The sequence below is a fragment of the Lewinellaceae bacterium genome, assembly GCA_020636135.1.
In the GTDB taxonomy this organism is placed as follows: domain Bacteria; phylum Bacteroidota; class Bacteroidia; order Chitinophagales; family Saprospiraceae; genus JAGQXC01.
In genome coordinates, this window is the sequence record JACJYK010000003.1 from 552,452 (window position 1) to 572,489 (window position 20,038).

General features: G+C 50.1%; 17 protein-coding genes. 11 read left to right on the top strand and 6 right to left on the bottom strand.

From position 1 onward, the window contains the following. Positions 1–18: 18 nt before the first annotated feature. From H6570_21600 to H6570_21630, 7 genes are all read left to right on the top strand, one after another. Positions 19–2,427 carry a transglycosylase domain-containing protein gene (locus tag H6570_21600; GenBank protein ID MCB9321891.1) on the top strand — a complete coding sequence of 803 codons (2,409 nt, stop codon included), beginning with the start codon at positions 19–21 and terminating at the stop codon, positions 2,425–2,427. 147 nt (positions 2,428–2,574) lie between these two features. After that, positions 2,575–3,390, top strand: a complete 816-nt coding sequence (locus tag H6570_21605) for an outer membrane beta-barrel protein (GenBank protein ID MCB9321892.1) — start codon at positions 2,575–2,577, stop codon at positions 3,388–3,390. A 104-nt stretch (positions 3,391–3,494) separates the two neighbouring features. Continuing rightward, on the top strand, positions 3,495–4,874 hold the full coding sequence (gene dgt / locus H6570_21610; GenBank protein ID MCB9321893.1) for a dNTP triphosphohydrolase: 1,380 nt from the start codon (positions 3,495–3,497) through the stop codon (positions 4,872–4,874). Between the two features lie 68 nt (positions 4,875–4,942). Beyond that, on the top strand, positions 4,943–5,353 hold the full coding sequence (locus tag H6570_21615) for a YjbQ family protein (GenBank protein MCB9321894.1): 411 nt from the start codon (positions 4,943–4,945) through the stop codon (positions 5,351–5,353). An 85-nt stretch (positions 5,354–5,438) separates the two neighbouring features. Next, positions 5,439–7,088, top strand: coding sequence for an FAD-dependent oxidoreductase (locus tag H6570_21620; GenBank protein ID MCB9321895.1), 1,650 nt, complete (start codon positions 5,439–5,441; stop codon positions 7,086–7,088). 60 nt (positions 7,089–7,148) lie between these two features. Then, a complete protein-coding gene (locus H6570_21625; protein ID MCB9321896.1) occupies positions 7,149–7,859 on the top strand; it encodes an aquaporin family protein in 711 nt (236 codons plus the stop codon). A gap of 137 nt (positions 7,860–7,996) precedes the next feature. Further along, positions 7,997–11,191 carry a DUF4981 domain-containing protein gene (locus H6570_21630; protein ID MCB9321897.1) on the top strand — a complete coding sequence of 1,065 codons (3,195 nt, stop codon included), beginning with the start codon at positions 7,997–7,999 and terminating at the stop codon, positions 11,189–11,191. On the opposite strand, the gene H6570_21635 is transcribed toward H6570_21630, so the two are convergent. The 4 genes from H6570_21635 to H6570_21650 all read right to left on the bottom strand — a co-directional run bounded on the left by H6570_21635 (position 11,188) and on the right by H6570_21650 (position 13,706). Continuing rightward, positions 11,188–11,460: a hypothetical protein gene (locus tag H6570_21635; protein ID MCB9321898.1), complete on the bottom strand. Its 273-nt coding sequence runs from the start codon at positions 11,458–11,460 to the stop codon at positions 11,188–11,190. The two genes, H6570_21630 and H6570_21635, sit on opposite strands and share 4 nt — an antisense overlap. A gap of 25 nt (positions 11,461–11,485) precedes the next feature. Further along, complete coding sequence (locus tag H6570_21640; protein ID MCB9321899.1) at positions 11,486–11,911, bottom strand: RNA-binding protein; 426 nt, start codon at positions 11,909–11,911, stop codon at positions 11,486–11,488. Between the two features lie 182 nt (positions 11,912–12,093). After that, positions 12,094–13,260, bottom strand: a complete 1,167-nt coding sequence (locus H6570_21645) for a 3-hydroxybutyryl-CoA dehydrogenase (GenBank protein MCB9321900.1) — start codon at positions 13,258–13,260, stop codon at positions 12,094–12,096. Beyond that, the gene (locus H6570_21650) at positions 13,257–13,706 is read right to left on the bottom strand and encodes a low molecular weight phosphotyrosine protein phosphatase (protein ID MCB9321901.1); all 450 of its coding nucleotides are present in this window, start codon (positions 13,704–13,706) and stop codon (positions 13,257–13,259) included. Before H6570_21650 ends, H6570_21645 begins: the two co-directional genes overlap by 4 nt. Positions 13,707–13,876: 170 nt before the next feature. On the opposite strand from H6570_21650, the gene H6570_21655 reads away from it, so the two are divergent. Both H6570_21655 and feoB read left to right on the top strand, forming a co-directional pair. Further along, positions 13,877–14,098 carry a ferrous iron transport protein A gene (locus tag H6570_21655; GenBank protein MCB9321902.1) on the top strand — a complete coding sequence of 74 codons (222 nt, stop codon included), beginning with the start codon at positions 13,877–13,879 and terminating at the stop codon, positions 14,096–14,098. An 8-nt stretch (positions 14,099–14,106) separates the two neighbouring features. Beyond that, entirely contained in the window at positions 14,107–16,239 is a 2,133-nt protein-coding gene (feoB, locus tag H6570_21660; GenBank protein MCB9321903.1) for a ferrous iron transport protein B, read from the top strand. A gap of 10 nt (positions 16,240–16,249) precedes the next feature. On the opposite strand, the gene H6570_21665 is transcribed toward feoB, so the two are convergent. Further along, entirely contained in the window at positions 16,250–17,083 is an 834-nt protein-coding gene (locus tag H6570_21665; protein MCB9321904.1) for a DUF1080 domain-containing protein, read from the bottom strand. A gap of 109 nt (positions 17,084–17,192) precedes the next feature. Between H6570_21665 and H6570_21670 the strand changes: the two genes are divergently transcribed. After that, complete coding sequence (locus tag H6570_21670) at positions 17,193–18,131, top strand: EamA family transporter (protein MCB9321905.1); 939 nt, start codon at positions 17,193–17,195, stop codon at positions 18,129–18,131. 85 nt (positions 18,132–18,216) lie between these two features. Continuing rightward, positions 18,217–19,110: an alpha/beta fold hydrolase gene (locus H6570_21675; GenBank protein ID MCB9321906.1), complete on the top strand. Its 894-nt coding sequence runs from the start codon at positions 18,217–18,219 to the stop codon at positions 19,108–19,110. A gap of 16 nt (positions 19,111–19,126) precedes the next feature. Here H6570_21675 and H6570_21680 read toward each other — a convergent pair whose 3' ends face one another. After that, positions 19,127–19,993: a TIM barrel protein gene (locus H6570_21680; GenBank protein ID MCB9321907.1), complete on the bottom strand. Its 867-nt coding sequence runs from the start codon at positions 19,991–19,993 to the stop codon at positions 19,127–19,129. Between the last annotated feature and the right edge of the window lie 45 nt (positions 19,994–20,038).

Sequence of the window (20,038 nt, forward strand, 5' to 3'; positions counted from 1 at the left end):
AATCGTTAACTTGGTGCCATGCAGATCAACTGGAAGTCCCTGTATCTTGAAAGCCGAAATCGACTCTTTGAGGGTTGGAAATATCTCCGCGCTCAACCCCGGGCATTTTGGATCAAATGGGGAATACGGTGCGCTGGCGGGGGTATAGTTGCCCTGTTGCTTTTTATTTTTTTCGTCTGGATCGGCTTGTTTGGCCGCCTGCCCAGGGCAGCCCAGTTTGAACAAATCAAAAACCCCAATGCAAGCCTGATCTATGGTACTAACGGGGAGCTGATCGGTAAATATTTTGTTGAAAACCGGACAAATGCCACCTTCACGGAAATTTCACCACATGTAATCGATGCTTTAGTCGCGACGGAAGATGTACGGTTTTATCATCATCATGGTATAGATGTCCGTAGCTGGATGCGGGTGTTTTTCAAAACGATACTTTTACAGGATCGCGGTTCCGGGGGAGGTAGCACCATTTCCCAGCAACTGGCCAAGAATTTGTTTCCACGCAAGCGCTATTGGTTTTTCTCGATGCCTATCAATAAGGTCCGGGAGATCATCACCGCCCGGCGGTTGGAAAAATATTTTTCGAAAGAGGATATACTGACACTATATCTCAATACGGTTTCTTTCGGTGGAACCACCTATGGGATCAAAGCGGCGGCCTCACAACTTTTCGGCAAGAGTCCGGAGAAATTGTCCATTGAGGAAGCTGCCTTATTGGTGGGGATGCTGAAAGCAACTACGTTTTATCATCCGGAACGGAACGCAGATCGCGCGAAAGAGCGGCGCAATGTGGTACTGCTGCAGATGGAGAAGGCAGGGTACCTCGATTCGTTATCGCTGGATTCATTGCAGGAGCTGCCCCTCGTTTACGAATATACGCCGGAAGGAAATCAGAGTGGCATCGCCACCTATTTCCGGGAACATTTGCGGCAGGAGCTGGGAGACCTGTTGGATAAGATCAATCAGGACCGGGACCAGCCTTATAATTTATACACCGACGGTCTGAAGATCTATACGACCATAGATCCTACCATCCAGGAGCTGGCGGAAGCCTCGGTCGAAGACCACATGAAGCGATTGCAGAATGACTTTGACAAACACTGGAGCAAACGGGCGCGGCCCTGGGAGAATAGTGAAACCTTCACAAACTTATGGCACGATCTTCCCCGGTACCGTCAGTTGAAGCAGGAAGGCTACGATGACAAGATCATTGACAGTTTGCTGCGGTTGCCCGTGGACATGCGGTTATTCACCTATGACGGGGCAGTAGATACGCTGCTCAGCCCTTACGATTCACTTCGCTATGCCTTTGCCTTATTACAGACCGGCTTTTTGCTGGCCGATGCACATAACGGTGAAATAAGAGCCTGGATCGGAGGAATTGACAGTCGCTTTTTCCATTACGATCATGTCCTGTCACGTCGTCAGGCCGGATCGCTGTTCAAACCTTTTGTCTATGCCAGCGCATTGGAAGCAGGTTATGGACCGTGCGATTACCTGGACAATCAGTTGACCACCTATCCGGATTTTGACAACTGGACGCCAGAGAATGCCGAAGGCAATTACGGTGGGTTGTATTCGTTGCAGGGCGCATTGGCGCATTCCATCAATACGGTGACGGTAGCTCTGGGTTATGAAATCGGGGTGGATTCGGTTCGTGATTATGCCCGGCGGGTGGGAATTACCAGTCCGATACCTAAAGTCCCCTCCATCTTCCTGGGTACGGCAGAGGTCAGCCTGTGGGAGATCGTGCAAGCCTATCAGACCATAGCCAATCAGGGAGCCAGACGAAATCTGCATTACCTGGTCAAAGTAGAAAATGCACAGGGCGAGGTCTTGTACGAGGCACCTGCAGCAGGTGGAGACCAGGCCATGGATCCGGAACTGGATGCCGTACTCATCCGGATGCTATCCAATGTGGTGAACCGGGGTACCGCCAGTTCACTGCGCACCGCTTATGGTTTTACCGGACCTATGGCCGGCAAGACCGGTACAACGCAGGACCAGACCGATGGCTGGTTTGCCGGATTTACCCCCGGATATGTAGCGGCCGCCTGGGTAGGTGGTGAGTCTCCCCTGGTGCGGTTCCGGTCGTTGAGTATGGGGCAGGGAGCTTATATGGCGCTTCCAATCTGGGCACGTACTTTCGGTAAGATGTCCCGGTATAAAAAATATCAGAGCAGGCTGAATGGCAGTTTCCCGGAAGTTACGGAGGAGTGGGCTTACGATTGTCCTGACTTCATGGAGGAATCGGAATACGCTCCGTGGCAGGAATTCTTGTCGGGATTATTTCATGGGCAGGATAGTACCGCAGTAACCGATACCGTTACGGCTGATGCCTCGACAAAACGAAAAGTGCGTCCCAGCCGGAGGATTCAGAAAGAATCCAAACTGAAAAACATCCTGGATAAAATCTTCAAAAAGAACTAACCACAATGGGCGGCACACCCACACGTGTTGCCCGGTAGCGTGTATTAAACGGGTATAAGCCTTATTTTGGCCTAATTTTAGCATTTACTTGTATAACATTTGTGGATTGCCATCGTTTTAAAACGTGGCTGGAAAGCAAATTTTTTCATGCGAAGCATTCGAAAGGCAACCCTGACATTATCCCTCTTGATGTTGTTGTGGCAAGTATATGCCCAACGAGGCCCAGAAGTAGGCGGCTGGCTGGGTGTTGCCAATTATTTCGGTGACCTGAATACGCAGTTTGACCTGGGCCAGCCAGGACCGGCTGGCGGACTGATTTACCGCTACAATTTTAATGAACGACTGGCCTGGAAATTTTCCGGTAATTATGGATTGGTACATGCCGACGATGCACGTTCGGACAATTATTTTGAGCACACCCGTAATCTGATGTTCCGCTCGAGTTTACTCGAATTGGCCGGACAACTGGAGTTTAATTTTCTACCCTATATTCACGGATCTTACGATGATTTTTTTTCTCCTTATCTGGCCGCTGGAGTCCAGTATACCCATTTCAGGCCCAAAGCCTTGTATGAGGGCACCTGGTATGATCTGCAACCGCTGGGTACCGAGGGTCAGCTTCCCGGGGACGAATACCGCCTTTTAACGTTTGGGATCAGCACAGCATTTGGATTGAAATTTGACCTCAGCTATCGCTGGTCCATGAATCTTGAACTTGGAATCCGCAAGCTGTTCACGGATTACCTGGATGATGTAAGTACCACATACCCGGACCCGCTGGTCCTGGCCAGTCAGCGCGATCCACTGGCAGTGATCCTGAGTGACCGGTCAACCACAGATCCTAAAATAGGAGATCCCGGCAGACAGCGCGGAGACCGTCGCACGGGGGATAACTATACCTTTCTGAGTGTAGGACTCGTTTATTATTTCGGCCAGGTAGCCTGTCCGGAGATCACCCGGTGATTACAACGCACCCCTTTCAAATTTATCGTTCATAAACCCTGCATACCTGCACCCGCCAATCTTTGGAGATAATTGGTAGATTTGGCTCCGAATAACCAATCGTTATGGCCGTAACCTGGAATGAGCTTATCTCACGCGTTCGCACCGGCAGCACAGGAACACCGGATCAGAACCGGTCGGACTTTCAGGTTGACTTTGATCGCCTGATCTTTTCATCACCCTTCCGCCGGCTGCAAAATAAAACCCAGGTGTTTCCTTTGCCCGGGAGCATTTTTGTTCACAACCGGCTGACGCATTCGCTGGAGGTTGCCAGTGTGGGTCGTTCACTGGGTAAAATGGCCGGACGTAAATTAGTGGAAGAGCATCCGGACTGGGACCACGACCTGCGGGAATTTTATGCCTATGACCTGGCCAATGTCATTTCTGCCGGATGCCTGGCACACGACATTGGCAACCCTGCTTTTGGTCATTCGGGCGAAGATGCCATCGCTTCTTTTTTTCGTGATCATGCCACAATGAACATCGATGGCCGGGAGCTGAGTGACTTTTTCAGCAAGGCCGAATGGTATGACCTGATCCATTTTGAGGGCAATGCCAACTCCATTCGCATTTTAACCCAACAACTGAACGGCAGACTCCCGGGGGGATTCCGGATGACCTATACCACCCTGGCCTCCATCGCCAAATACCCTTGTGCTTCGCAGGCACGCAACAAGAAGCAGTTACACCGCAAAAAGATCGGCTTTTTCCAGAGTGAAGAGCTCATATTCCGAGACATAGCCAGCCATACCGGCATGCAGATGGAGCAGGATGAACCGCTGGCTTACCGGCGCCACCCCTTTGTTTTTTTGGTCGAAGCGGCTGATGATATTTGCTACCGTGTCATCGACTTTGAAGATGCACACCGCCTGAAGATCCTGCGCACGGATGAGATCCAGGAATGGTTGCTCGACCTGCTGAAATGCAGCCCCTACGATAAGCTGGATGCCATCCGTGCCCGCCTGAAATCTATCGGAGATATCAATGAGAAGATGGCATATTTACGGGCTAAGACCATCAATTATCTCACCCTGGCCTGCACCGATGAGTACATCCGGCAGGAGCAGGAGCTGCTTACAGGTACGCTCGACCGGCCACTGATCGATCTCCTTCCTGCTGAAGTTCAACATTCGCTGAAGGCCATCGATGAGGTTTCTTTTTCCCGCATTTACAAACACCAGAGCGTGGTGGAGCTGGAAATTGCCGGTTACCATATTTTGTCCGGATTGCTTCAGCTATTCGTGCCTGCCGTCCTGAAGCAGGACCCCAGTGGATTGGATAAGAATATCCTTCGTCTGATTCCCGAACAGTTTAAATTAGGAGGTAATGAAGCCAGCCCCTACCAACGTATATTCTGGGCCATAGACTATATCAGTGGCATGACAGATATCTACGCCACAGAATTGTATAAGAAGATTACCGGCATATCCATCGGTTTGTCCTGAGGACGAGGTTGGGTAGGGCCGGGCAATTTCCGGGAAAATAGGATCAAACTTTCAACTATAAACGTGGCATGATTATACAAAAGGTATTTCAACTTAATCCGTATCCGCGTGGCTTTCACCTGATTACCCACGAGGTTGTTCGCCAGCTTGGTGAACTGCCGGCACAGGGTCTGCTTCACTTGTTCATTCAGCATACTTCCGCCGGTCTGACCATCAATGAAAATGCCGATCCATCCGTGCTGACGGACTTTGCTACCTATTTTGAACGACTGGCTCCGGAGCATTTACCCGGTATCACGCATACCATGGAGGGCCCGGATGATATGCCAGCCCACATCAAGGCAACCCTCGTTGGGTCGAGTGTTAGTGTGCCTATTACTGCAGGGCGCCTCCATTTTGGTACCTGGCAAGGGATCTACCTCTGTGAATTCCGTAATCGTGGTGGCTCCCGCCGTCTGGTGGCAACCATTTATTCCTGAGGTTCTGTGTCCATAGAATTTTCAGGAGGCTGCGATTTGAAGCCAACCTTTTTCTTTATATTTTCATAGCAGACCATCTGACCATATGGTATTAGAACGTAAGGAACAGCTTGCTGTAGCGACCCGCACCGAATACGATCTGTGCATTATTGGTGCCGGAGCCAGTGGCGCCGGAGTGGCCCTCGATGCTTCGCTCCGCGGCTATCAGGTATTGCTTATCGATCGAGGCGATTTTGGCGGAGCTACGTCCTCCAAATCCACTAAGCTTATCCATGGAGGAGTCCGGTATCTGGAACAGGCTTTTACCAAATTGGACTTTGGTCAGCTAAAACAAGTTTATCATGGACTGCATGAACGCCATACGCTGCTGCATTTGGCGCCGCATCTGACCCGTTCGATCGCATTGATAACACCGGTGAGACGGTGGCTGGCCGGATTGTACTATACCATCGGTCTGCGTATGTATGGCTGGTTCGCTTCGGGGCAGGACAGACTTCCACATTCGCGCTGGTTGTCCCGCAAGCAAGCTCTTAAGCACATTCCCGGATTGGCAAGGTGGGTGCATAGCGCAGTCATGTATTACGACGGTCAGCTGGATGACGCACGTTATGCCCTTTCCCTCGTGCTGACTTCGGTGAAAGCTGGAGCTACGGTGATCAATCATACCTCACTGGTAGATTTTGACAGGCTGGAAACCGGCCGGATCCATGGAGCTACCTTACGGGATGAGATCGGTCAGAAGACATTTACTGTCAAGGCGAGACATTTTGTCAATTGCACCGGTCCGTATTCGGATGCCATCCGCCAGCTGGCGAATCCCCGGATGGAGTCCAGGATCCGGCCAAGCAAAGGAATCCACGTGATGCTCGAAGCCATCCTGCTGAATAGTCTGGATGGGCTGCTGATACCCGAAACAAAAGATGGGCGGGTGGTATTTGCTTTACCTTTCGCCGGCCGGACCTTGTTAGGTACGACCGATACCCCCTATTCGGACCTCGATCTGGAGCCGGCCGTATTGCGTGAAGAGGTTGAGTATCTGGTCCAGACGCTCAATCCTTACCTGGAGGTTCCCATCCATCCGGATCAAGTCAAGGCCGGATTTAGCGGTATCCGTCCGCTCATTACTACTGCCGAAAAAGAAGGCACCAAGTCCTTGCTGCGTGACCATGAAGTGGAATACGACGACCAGTCCGGCCTAATCAGCTTATTGGGTGGTAAATGGACCACGTACCGCCTGATGGCCAGTGATACGGTAGAGCGCATTCTGGAACTGGATGAACGTGAAGAACCGGACCGTACGGCAAATCACCCTTTGGTTGGAGCTACCGGATGGCATGCCAATTATGAAGACGACCTGGTCCGGCTCTATGCCATTTCCAGTGACTGGGCCCACCATCTTTCGCATCATTACGGCACGGACAGCCCTGAAATCATCCATATCTACCAGGAGCATCCGGATCATCAGGAAAAGTGGCATCCGGATTTTCCGTATCGTGTTGCGGAGATCATCTATCATGTGCGGTTTGAAATGGCTATAACGATTCGCGATGTCCTGGCACAACGAACCCGGCTGGAAATCCAGGATTGGCAGGCGGCGTATACGGTGGCCCCAAAGATAGGTCACTGGCTGGGGAAACTGTTTGATTGGCCGGAACACGAGCGGGATGCAGCGATATTATCTTACCGTACGTATCTGGCTAACGCAGGAGAAAAGGCAGGTATCGTGGTAAAATAGGTAAGTCCGAGCCAGGATTTTGTATATTCAGACAGAAAACAAAAACCAATATATACGGATATGGGACAATCTTTTCTGGCCGAAATGATCGGAACGGCCCTTTTAATCTTATTGGGCGACGGCGTTGTGGCAGGGGTACTGCTCAAGCATTCGAAAGCTAATGACAGCGGATGGATCGTGATTACCTTTGGATGGGCAGCGGCAGTGACATTCGGTGTTTACCTGGCCGGGCAGATCAGTGGGGCGCACATAAATCCCGCTGTGACCATTGCTCTGGCTGCCGGTGGCGCCTTCCCCTGGGGTGATGTACCCTATTATCTGGCGGGTCAGTTTCTGGGTGCGATCCTGGGAGCCGTATTGGTATATATTCACTATCTCCCCCACTGGAGCCAGACAGACGATCAGGATGTCAAGCTGGGCGTCTTCTGCACCGCACCGGCAATCCGCAATTTACCTGCTAATTTTCTGAGTGAATTCATTGGAACGTTTGTACTTATGTTCGGTTTGATGGCGATCGGTGCAAATACCTTTGCGGATGGACTTAACCCTTTGATTGTAGGGGCTCTGGTACTGGCGATCGGTCTTTCACTCGGGGGCACCACTGGTTATGCAATCAATCCAGCACGTGATCTGGGCCCACGCATCGCTCATGCCTTGTTGCCGATACCCGGTAAGGGAGGATCGGATTGGGGTTATTCCTGGGTTCCGGTAGCGGGGCCTATCACCGGAGGCATATTCGGGGTTCTCGTGTATCAGTGGTTATTCGGTTAGACAATAAGTCGCTTTGAGCTGCTCAGAGTGATTAGATTCTTTGGAGCCGGGATAGAAATCTCCGGACCCACTGATCCATCTCATCGGTGTACATTTTACACTTTTTGTATCTTTTGAACTCAACTTTTAACATGATCATGAAAATACAAGCATTTGCCCGGTATGGTTGGAGTCTGCTGGTATTGATGCCACTATTTGCTACTTACAATGGATACAGTCAATCGGTGCCGGACTGGGAGAATCCCAATGTGGTTGAACGCAACAGGGAGCCCATGCATGCACAGTTCTTCCCGTTCCCATCCGAGCAGGAAGCAACAGGAGATGCCCGGACTTCCACAAACTTCATCAACCTGAATGGTAACTGGAAATTCCATTTTGTGGATAATCCCCAAAAAGTGCCAATGGGATTTTACCAGGAGACCTATCGCGATGCAGGATGGGATAACATTCAGGTTCCGGCAAACTGGGAGTTGCTTGGGTACGGAATTCCGATCTACACCAATATACCCTATGAATTTCCCAATCCAGATCCTCCCAAAGTGCCAGAAGATTATAATCCTACCGGGTGTTACCGCAAGGTGGTCAACTTGCCAGCCAACTGGAATGGACAGAAAGTCTTCATCCATCTGGGTGCAGTCAAATCCGCTTTCTACATCTGGGTCAATGGGCAACAGGTTGGGTATAGCCAGGATAGCAAACTGGAAGCGGAATTTGACCTTACCCCATATGTTCATATGGGCGCCAATACGATTGCCCTGCAGGTCATGCGCTGGAGTGATGGCTCCTACCTGGAATGCCAGGATTTCTGGCGCATCAGCGGAATCGAGCGGGATGTTTATTTGTACACGACACCGATGATGCGCGTTAAAGATTTTCATTCCACCGCGGCATTTCATGAACAAAACGGCAGTGGCACTTTCTCGTGTTTAGTCAAACTGGTCGATGAATCCGGAGCAAAAAAATCACCCTACTCTGTTGACGTAGTCCTCACGGATGCGGACGGAAAATCAATAGCACAGGGATCCGCTTCCGGACAAATGACGAGAGATCAGACTATGGGCGAGGTACAGCTCAATATAGATCTCAACAAAGTCAATCCATGGTCTGCTGAGGTGCCCACCCTCTATCACTACCGCATCATCCTCAGGGACAAAAAGGGAAACATTTTACAGGTGATTCCCAAGCGTATCGGCTTCAGGAGCGTACGCATAGAACATGGGCAGCTGCTGGTCAATGGAAAAGCGATCCTTGTCAAAGGGGTGAACCGTCACGAGCATGACCCCATCTATGGCCATGTGATCTCTGAAGAATTGATGATCCGTGATATCCAGTTGATGAAGTCCATGAATATCAATGCGGTGAGAACCTGTCATTATCCCAATGATCCACGCTGGTACGAACTATGCGATCAATATGGACTTTATATTGTCGATGAAGCCAATATTGAAAGCCATGGTATGGGTTACGACCTGGATCGCACGCTGGGCAACGATCCGCGATTCAAGTTGGCCCATCTTGCCCGGGTATCGCGCATGTATGAGAGGGACAAAAACAATACCTGTGTCATCGTTTGGTCATTAGGCAATGAAGCGGGCAATGGGGTTAACTTTTATGCCTGTTACGAGTGGCTTAAGGCGAATGAAATGGAACGCCCGGTCCAGTACGAACGGACACAATATGGCTGGGGCAATAATGAGGGGGTGGAATGGAATACCGACATCATAGCAAACATGTATGCCTGGACGGAAGAGATGGACCGTATGATGAATAAATACCCTGACCGGCCTCTTATCCTCTGTGAATATGCGCACGCCATGGGTAACAGTCTGGGTGGATTCAAAGAATACTGGGACTACTTCCGAAGCCACCCACGTGCTCAGGGTGGGTTCATCTGGGACTGGGTGGATCAGGCATTTTTGAAAACCATGCCGGATGGATCGACCATGTGGGCGTACGGTGGAGACTATGGCCCGGAGGGTACACCCAGTGACGGCAACTTTTTATGCAATGGGTTGATTCAGCCGGACCGGACACCCAATCCACATGCCTGGGAAGCTAAAAAAGGTTATCAACCGGTATGGTTCTCCTGGGCCAACAGCCAATCAACCGCCATTGAGATTTACAATGAATATTCATTCCGTAACCTGGACCACCTGAAACTCGTCTGGTCGTTGCTGGAGAATGGCAACAAGATCCAGTCCGGTACCTGGGAGATGCCTTCTGTAGAACCGGGTCAGCGTAAAGTGCTTCCTGTTACCCTGCCTTCGCACAAGGATCCAACCGCCGAATACGTGGTCACCATTGAGGCAGCGCTGAAAGAAGCCACAGATCTTTTACCGGAAGGCCATACGGTGGCCTGGGAGCAATTGCCTCTCAGTCCACTCACCAGTACCGTATCCGTGAAGAAGGAATCGTTGGCCATGGTCAAAGACCAGTCCAATGCGCAGCGCATCATCCTGCAGTCTCCAGAGGTAACCATTGCCTGGGATCGTATTACCGGCCAGATGGTTCGCTACGAAGTCCGTGGCAGGGATTACCTCCAGACCGGTCCTGGGTTGGAATTTTGGCGGGCACCAACCGATAACGATTACGGAGCAAATCTGAGTGAAAAATTAATGGTTTGGAAAAATGCCGGCAAGGAAGCCAGGCTGGACTCCATTTCTTACTCCATCGGCACAGGAGAGGCCATGGTATATGTGCACTACCAGTTGCTGGGAGGTAATGCCACCTGGGTATCCACCTTCCATCTGTATGGTAACGGAAGTTTGCAGGTTGACAATGACTTCGCGGCGCTGGCCGGAGCTTATCCGATGATGCCCAGGGTGGGGGTTAGCTTTACCGCACCTCAAAACCTGGATCAGTTCACCTGGTATGGTCCGGGGCCTTTGGAGACCTATTCAGACCGTAAATGGGCGGCAATACTCGGGCGGTATTCGTTACCAGTGAAGGATGTGCCTCATGCCTACATCCGGCCTCAGGAAACCGGTAACCACGTGGATATGCGCTGGTTTACCGTCACGGACCGGGCAGGAAATGGTATCCTGATCCATGGTGATGAGCTGATCGATGGGACCGCATTGCCCTATACCGTGGGAGATCTGGATGGCGGAGTCCATAAGACTCAGACACACAGTTCAGAACTGAAGCCGGAAGCTTTCACGACGATTCACATCGATTTGCGTCAGATGGGTCTGGGTTGTATCAACAGCTGGGGTGCGTTGCCATTGCAGAAATACTGGATCCCGTACCAGAATTATTCGTATTCTTACTGGATCCAGCCCATTGCTTCCGGTGAGGATGCCGAAGGATTGTCCAGACAGCGGGTGAACTAGGTACGGTCAACGTAATAAAGCCGGGGAGCTTGGGGATCCCTATCTCCACGCCCTATGCCTATCCGATGGCAAAAACCATGGGTTATGGAGCGATATACTTTTGTCACTTCTTTAACCTCTGCTACTTCTTTAACCTCTTTAACCTCTTTAACCTCTGTTACCTCTTTTACTTCTGCTACTTCTGCTACCTCTGCTACTTCTTTTACTTTTTTACTTCTGTTCCCCCTTCCCCAAAACAAAAAAGGCCCCTGAAAATCAGGAGCCTTCACTCTATTAATTTACGTAAACGTCGTTTCAGAATTTTCTGCGATCGTTGCGATCTCCGCGATCGAAGGAACGGCGTTCTCCGCGATCGAAACGGTCACCGCCACGATCACCACCACGGTCAAAGCGGTTGCCACCGCCATAACCACTGCCACCGGAACGGAACGGACGCTGTCCGCCACCGCCGCCAAATGGACGACGTTGCTGGTTGTCGGGACGTGGTTCTGCTTTTTTAACTACAATGACACTGCCTTGAAAATCATTGTCATTGAGGCTTTCGATAGCACGCAAGCCATCAGCCTGAGTAGCCATTTCAACAAAGCCATAGCATTTGGAACGACCGGTTTCCCGATCCATGATTACCTTGGCGGTGTTAACTACACCGAAGGTTTCAAATAACTGTTGCAAGTCTTCCTGAGTCGTCTCGGGACTTAACTTAGCTACAAAAAGATTCATATTGAAAAGTATTTAGAAAAATAAAAAATCAACAAAAAAAACTACAAATGGTAAATGCAATGAGCTAAGTAACTTCCCGATTTGGTTCTCCCTTGTTTCGTTCTGTTAGACCTAATAGCTTTAGCCAACCAATCTTCATTCAAAGATACGTTAATAACTCATCGCGGTGCCAAAAAATTTCATCAACGCCTGAATTCTGAATAGAAATTTGAATTTCGTTCGTAAACATAACGCAAACCGGGACTTACACGATATCTCGGGTCCCCATAATACCGGTACCAGGTTTCCAGGCGGTGGATGATCTGAGCGAGGTCCAGGTGCTCGGACCATTTCAATAATCCTTGCGGATAACCAGCTCCCAATTGCATAGCCAGATCGATGTCCCCAGGGGTGGCAATACCAAAATACCAGGCATCAGCAGCTTCATTGATCAGCATGGTCAGGATGCGGTCTGCAATTTGTCTCGTCACAGAAGCATTGGTAGGCAAGGCGGATGTATCCCTGGGATACCGGTAAAATCCGCGACCGCTTTTTCTCCCCAGATAGCCAGCTTCCACCAGCCGCAGCTGGTAAATACTGGGCCGGTAGCGGGGTTCTCCGGAGTAGGCCGCGAACATGGATGAAGTCACGGCAAGATTGATGTCGTTGCCGATGTAATCCATCAGGGTGAATGGCCCCATCGGAAAACCGGCTTCCTCCATGGCGGAATCAATCTCTTCTATCCGGGCAATGCCCTCTTCCAGGATACGCAAAGCTTCACTGTAATAAGGCCGGGCAATGCGATTGACGATAAATCCGGGCGTGTCCCTGGCAAGCACCGGAGTCTTACCCCAGGAAAGCAATCTTTCATGGATTTCTTCCACCAGCTGTCCGGCAGTTTGCAGGGCAGGAATGACTTCCACCAGGCGCATCAGTGGCGCCGGATTAAAAAAGTGAGTGCCGATCACACGTTGCGGATGCTCACAAATCGCAGCAATTCCGGTTATGGATAAAGAAGACGTATTGGATGCCAGGATGGTATCCCCGGAAACTATATCTTCCAGTTCTTTAAAAAGCGTCCGTTTTACTTCCAGGTTTTCGACAATGGCTTCAATGATCAGGCCGGCAGGATGCAGATCTGCTAATCCGGTGGCCGGTAGAATCCGTGCTTTTGCTGCGTCGGCTTCAGTCGCCTGGATTTGCTTCTTGGCCGCCATCTTATCCAGGTAGCCATAGATTTTATCGCGGGCAGCCAGGCTTTGATTTGGCTGTACATCAAAAAGTATTACCTGCTCCCCCGCGAGAGCTGCCACCTGGGCGATTCCCTGACCCATCGTGCCGGCACCAATGATCCCGACGACGGAAGTCATAAATAGGATTTGATCAGCACCTCACAGGAAGCATCCAGCAGGTTATAAACTTCCTGAAAACGATCGTTGAAGTATGGATCAGGCACTCCGCGGTGTTGCCCCGGAAAAGCGTAATCCAGGATGGGTTTAACTTTATTTTTCTGAACGGGAAGATTGGCCATATGAATCACATCCCGGTAATTTTCATTGTCCATGGTCAGGATCAGGTCAAAACGATCAAAGTCAATTTTGGAAAACTGACGGGCCCGTAGTCCTGAGATATCCAGGCCGTGGACTCTCATGGCTGCTTGTGCCCGGTGATCAGGCGGCTGTCCGATGTGCCATCCTCCGGTCCCGGCGGAATCTACCTCCCAGTCCAGATTATGAGCGCTTATTTTATGCCTCAGGATGCCTTCTGCCATCGGGGAACGGCAGATATTGCCCAGGCATACCATTAATACATTCATGGTTCACGTGTATTCGAAGATACAAAGATACGGATTCTTGGCATGGGGCGCAGGCAAGTCATTGCTTGTATATACCCAGGCTATGACAGGAATCATGCCGAAAAAATACCTACATTAAGGATTTAGTTTTACTTTTGTTTGGATTTTGTCTAAATAAGAATTGCCGAGCATTGAACAAACAGAATTGGGATCGATTGCCGAAACTTGGATTGCGCGTCCAGCGTTTATTGGAGGATGCGAAAAGCACCAAGTTGATGGCGATGGGCGTGTTGCCCGGCAGTGTAGTCGATGTATTGCGTAAGGCTCCATTCGGACAAGTCTATTACATTAAAGTCGATGGACAGCGTATGGCCCTGCGGCAAGATGAATTAAGCTACATCGTTTTTGAGTAAGTGAGGGTATGACAACGGAGGTCGTAAAAAAGAAATTGGTCAAAACGGTTGCTCTGGTCGGAAATCCGAACAGCGGCAAAACCTCCCTTTTCAATCAGCTCACTGGTATGAACCAACGCACCGGTAACTATCCCGGTATCACCGTTTCCATAAAGACCGGCAAGATCACTAAAAACATTGAATGCGTCGACCTCCCCGGTGCTTACAGTCTCCATGCCACCTCCGGTGATGAATACATCCTGACCAATGTATTGCTTGATCCTGAAGATCAGCATTTTCCCGACCTGGTGGTCTATGTAGCCGATGTGACCCAGCTTGAAAAACAATTTTTACTCTTTACCCAGGTCCAGGATCTTGGATTTCCCATCGTGCTGGTCCTGAACATGATGGACCTTGCCGACCGCCAGAAATACCAGGTGGACATCCAGGCGTTACAAAAACGGCTTAGTCCGGTAGAAGTCATTCCGGTGAGCAGCCGTACCGGCGCAGGCATCGACCGGCTGAAACAGCGCATCTACGCGCTGTCCGGCCAACCGCTTACCGTGCAACCTCCGGTCAATCCATTTTACAAACTATCTGATGCGGAGAAGGATGGAGTAGCCTGGATGGAGGATGCCTTCGGATATACGAATCCGTATCATTCTTTGTTGTGCCTTCATCATCACCAGCATCTGGAGCACCATTCGGAAGCAGAAAAGGCAAAGATCACCAACTGGTGCCAGGAGCATCACTTTAATTCACTGCGGCTGCAGATCGACGATACGATGCACCGCTTCGATACGTTCGAGCCCATACTACACCAGGTAAAATCAAAGAGCTCTGAACACGAAAATAATTCCGACCGGGCCGACCGGATCCTGACAAACCGTTTCACCGGACCAATCATTTTTATTCTGTCCATGGTAGTGGTCTTTCAGGCTATTTTCAGCTGGGCTTCCTATCCCATGGAATGGATCGAGTCTGCATTTGGGTATGCCTCTTCTACCCTCGGTGAAGCTTTGCCGGACACCTGGTGGTCCAGTTTGCTGATTGACGGGATCATACCCGGTATCGCCGGGATATTGGTTTTTATTCCGCAGATCGCCATCCTGTTTTTCATCATCTCTCTGATGGAAGAGTCTGGATACATGGCGCGGGCAGTATTCATGTTCGACCGGGTGATGCAGCGGTTTGGCCTGAATGGACGTAGTTTAATTTCACTGATATCCGGTGGGGCCTGTGCCATTCCGGCTATTTTATCCACACGCTCCATTAGTAATCCCAAGGAACGGTTGATTACCATACTGGTCACCCCTTTCATCAGCTGTTCGGCGCGCATCCCGGTATATGCAGTTCTGGTCGCATTCGTCATTCCGCCGGTAACCATCTGGGGAATATTCAATGCCCAGGGATTGGTCTTCATGGGCCTGTATGCCGTAGGGATCATTGTAGCCATGCTGGTATCCCTGCTTTTATCCAAAACCATGAAAACCCAGGGGTCCAGTTACCTGATGATCCACCTTCCGGAATACAAGATGCCAAGCCTGCGCAATGTGAGCTTAATGGTCTACGAAAGTGTGCGTTCATTTGTCTTTGAGGCTGGCAAGATCATCCTCTTCATCTCATTGATCCTGTGGGTTCTCAGCAGCTATGGACCGGGTGATAAAATGCAATTGGCAGAAGCTCAGGCGACCGAACAGGCACAACAGCAGCAATTGGATGATGCAACCACGGCAAATCTGATCGCATCCCAGAAAATGGAAGCCTCCTATGCCGGCCATATCGGAAAATGGATGGAACCGGCGATTCGCCCATTAGGCTACGATTGGAAAATTGGTATAGCGTTGCTCACGTCTTTTGCCGCCCGCGAAGTATTTGTGGGTACGATGGCGACCATCTATAGCCTGGGTAGCGCCGATGACGAACTGACCATCCATGACCGCATGGCCAGAGAAGTGGACCAGGTGACCGGAAGGCCACGCTATGACCTGGCTACGGCCCTATCACTGTTACTATTTTATGTCCTCGCCATGCAATGTATCAGCACCCTGGCGGTGGTAAAAAAAGAAACCGGAAGCTGGAAATGGCCCGCTATCCAGTTTACCATGATGACTGGCCTCGCTTATATGGTCGCGTTAGCTATTTACCAGTTCTTATCCTGATCTCGGCTCACTAAAGATTCCGAACCCAGATGTTGCGGTAACGCACTTTATCTCCGTGATCCTGGAGCAACAAAGGCATCTTATCCGGGTGTGCTATGTAGTAAGGTTCTCCAATGAATACGCAGGGACCTTTTAAGGCTACGTGATTCTGGATCAGGACTCCATTATGGAATACGGTAATGTAAGCCGGGCTTTCTACAGAGCCGTCGGATTTGAACTTAGGTGCAATGAAGATGGCATCATAGGACTGCCATTCTCCGGAAGGCCTTGATGCATTTACCAAAGGAATGGATTGCTTGTACATCGAGCCGGCCTGTCCATTGGAATAGGTGGCGTTTTCATAGGAGTTCAGCACCTGGAGTTCATACAAGCTCATAAAAAATACCCCGCTATTGCTGTAAGCCTGACCTTCTTTACCCGGGTCGGTCGGACACAGCCACTCGATGTGCAACTGTATATCGCCAAATCCCATCTTGGTCTCAATGGCTCCGGAACCGGGGTGGACAATGCATTCTCCGTCTTTGACATCCCAGGCAGCAGGTGATTTTTTATATCCATTCATCCTTTTCTTAAGGATGGCTTCAACCACATCCATGCGTGCACCGTAGTCAACCTCCGGAGTTACCCACTGATCGAGGTCTTTACCTTCAAAAAGGACAATAGCATCGGAGGGTGGCGCTGTAAAAACACCGGGGGTGACCTTGGCTGGTACCGGTTGCCAGACTTCGGTCGGTTCCCATGGTTTGGTTTTACTCAATTCAGCCCAGTCGAGCTGTGGTATCTCCTGGCTGATGGATATGGTCTTAGCCAGGACCAATACACAAATGATAAAGAAGTATTTCATCTTAAATTATTTTTTCCAATTCGTGAATTTAGGAAAGCAATTCATAAATCCGTACAGGAATTGGGGTCGTAAAGGTGGTAAATAACATTTGAAAACCGAGCTTTGCGCGATGTTAGGGAAACATATAACGGCGCATCCGGATTTCAAAGCTTATCTGGCCTTGTATCTGGTGTGTTTTATCTGGGGAATCACCTGGATCGCATCCAAGGAAGCGGTGAGTTATATGCCGGCCTTACAAATGGCCGGAGTGCGTCAGCTTCTGGCCGGTATGGCCTATGTCATCTATTTTTCGTTGAAAGGTCATGCCCTGCCCAAGGGTAAGGCCTGGACACCTATTCTTTTGTTGGCCGTTTTGAATTTTGTGATCAGTAACGGGCTCAATACCTGGGGCTTAAAGTACATTTCTGCCGGTTTGGGGGCCATCATAGGAGCCATTTTCCCTTTATGGCTGGTGATCATCGAGACTTTTCGCAGTTCAGACCGTCTGCCCAGATTGGCCTACCTCGGTTTGCTGTTGGGGTTTGGCGGCATTTTGGTGATATTCTACGAACACCTGGCTGACTTTCTGAACCGTGAATTTTTGCTGGGTATCTTTCTGTCGGTGGTGGCTACCTGGTCCTGGTCATTCGGCACCATCTATACCAAGGCGTTTGCACAGTCTTTTAATCCCTATTACAGCATCGGGTTGCAGATGCTGATTTCCGGCACCTTTCTTTCCCTGGTTTCCTATGGCTCGGGGCACGTAATACCCCTGGCCGCTATTCCGGCGCAGGCCTGGGTCGCGATTGGTTTTCTGGCTATCATCAGCTCGGTATTTACCTTCATTGCCTACGTCTATGCATTACAACATTTACCAACCAACCTGGTATCCATTTATGCCTACATCAACCCGGTGGTGGCCGTGATCACCGGATGGCTGTTTTTCAGTGAGATCCTGACGCCTTTTCTGATGCTGGGAATTGGCATCACGCTGGGAGGTGTCTACCTCGTCAATTCATCTCTGCGACGGCAGCGCCTGGGTTATCTGCCACCCAGAAACCGTATCTGAGACTATTCACTCCAGGCATCTGTTGTCCGGTTTTTGTATATTAGAATGGAGCATTTTCCAGATAAAACCAAATGGTTTGATTCCGATGACGATAGAAAAACAGGCGGTCCATTTTCACACGCGAGCCATTAAGATCAGTGCCTGGATGATGAAAAAACAGGGTTTACGATCACCTGCTCCTGCCATTGTGATGGGTCCGGGTTTATCAGGCGTCAAAGATTGTATCTACGATCTGATTGCCGGGGTCCTGGCTGCGGCGGATTACGTCGTCGTTCTTTTCGACTATCCCGGATTCGGCGAGAGTGAAGGCCTGCCGCAACAAGAGGTTAATCCTGACCTTCAGATTGAGACTTATCGCGCTGCATTTGATTTTCTAAGCTCACAGCAAGGTGTCGATACCAACAGGATTGGCTTATGGGGTGGAAGTTACAGTGGTTCCCATGCCCTGGTTGCGGCATCGCTGGAAAACCGTGTACGATGTGTGGTTGCCATGACACCGTTCGTCAGCGGATCGGCGCATTGGCAAAGCCTTTCTGATAAAATGCGGATAAGATTAAGTGCCCTCTTTGAGAAGGAAGAAGAGCAATTACAGGCAAGTGAACAGCCTTCTTTGATTCCTGTGGTATCCAATGATCCTCATGTTTTCTGCATGCTCCCTGGTCCGTCAGCCTACCAATTTGGCATGTTTTGTAAACAACAATCGGAATATTGGCGCAATGAAGTCACACTGAACAGCCTTGCCATGCATTTTAGGTACGACCCTATCCGATGGGTTCCGGACATCCAGGCACCTGTACTTATGCAGATTGCTGAAGAAGATGAACTCATCCCAGCCAGTGAATCCAAGCGATTGTATCAAGCCTTACATGTGGTGAAAGAATTCAGGACCATACCCGGAAATCATTTTTCACCTTACCAGACTTGCAGGGATCTGGCGATGACACAAGCTATCAATTGGTTTGACCGGCACCTGAAATAAGTTTTACGGCACCTGCTTATACGTCGCAGGTCATCACGCCATGGCGCAAGGAGCCGATCGGATCGTCGCCGGTTGGAACAAACTCCTGAGCGACATACCCTTTGTATCCGGTGTCTACAATGGCTTGCATGATGGCCGGATAATACAATTCCTGCTGTTCGTTGAGTTCGTGTCTTCCGGGTACGCCACCGGTATGATAATGACCATAGTAATCCTTGTTTTTCCGGATGGTGGCGATGACATCTCCTTCCATGATCTGCATATGGTAGATGTCGTACAGGAGTTTGAAATTGGGTGAACCCAGCTTCTCCACCAGCGCCACACCCCAGGGGGATTTATCGCACTGATAATCCGGATGGTTGACCTTGCTGTTGAGCAATTCCATCTGGAGGATGATGTTATGTTTTTCAGCCAGCTTAACCAATGGTTCCAGGCCGGTGGCACAATTTTCCAGTCCTTGTTCATCACCCAGGCCGTTGCGGTTTCCAGAGAAGCAGATCATGTTTTTCAGGCCTGCCTCGGCAGCCAGCACGATACCTTTTACATAGGAATCCTGCAACTTGGCATGCATCTTTGGGTCGTTAAATCCTTCGGTCAGGCTGGAATATTCCGGATAGGCCATGGTGCAGGTTAGCCCATGATCAAAGGCTGTCTGCCACTCTTCCGGTTTGAGCAGATCGATGCCCACCAGGCCGATGGCTTTGGCCTGGGTGCATAACTCGTCCAGGGGTATCTTGCCATAACACCAGCGGCAGGCAGAATGATTGATATTTCCTTTCAGAGTAACAGATTCTGACATAGTTGGCCATTTTAAACCGGTACCGGCAAGCCCCAAACTTATGGACCCTCCGGTCATGAGATGCAATGCTTCTTTGCGATTCATTTTACAAAAATTGAGTATTCATTAACGGGTATTCGGTCTATTCCC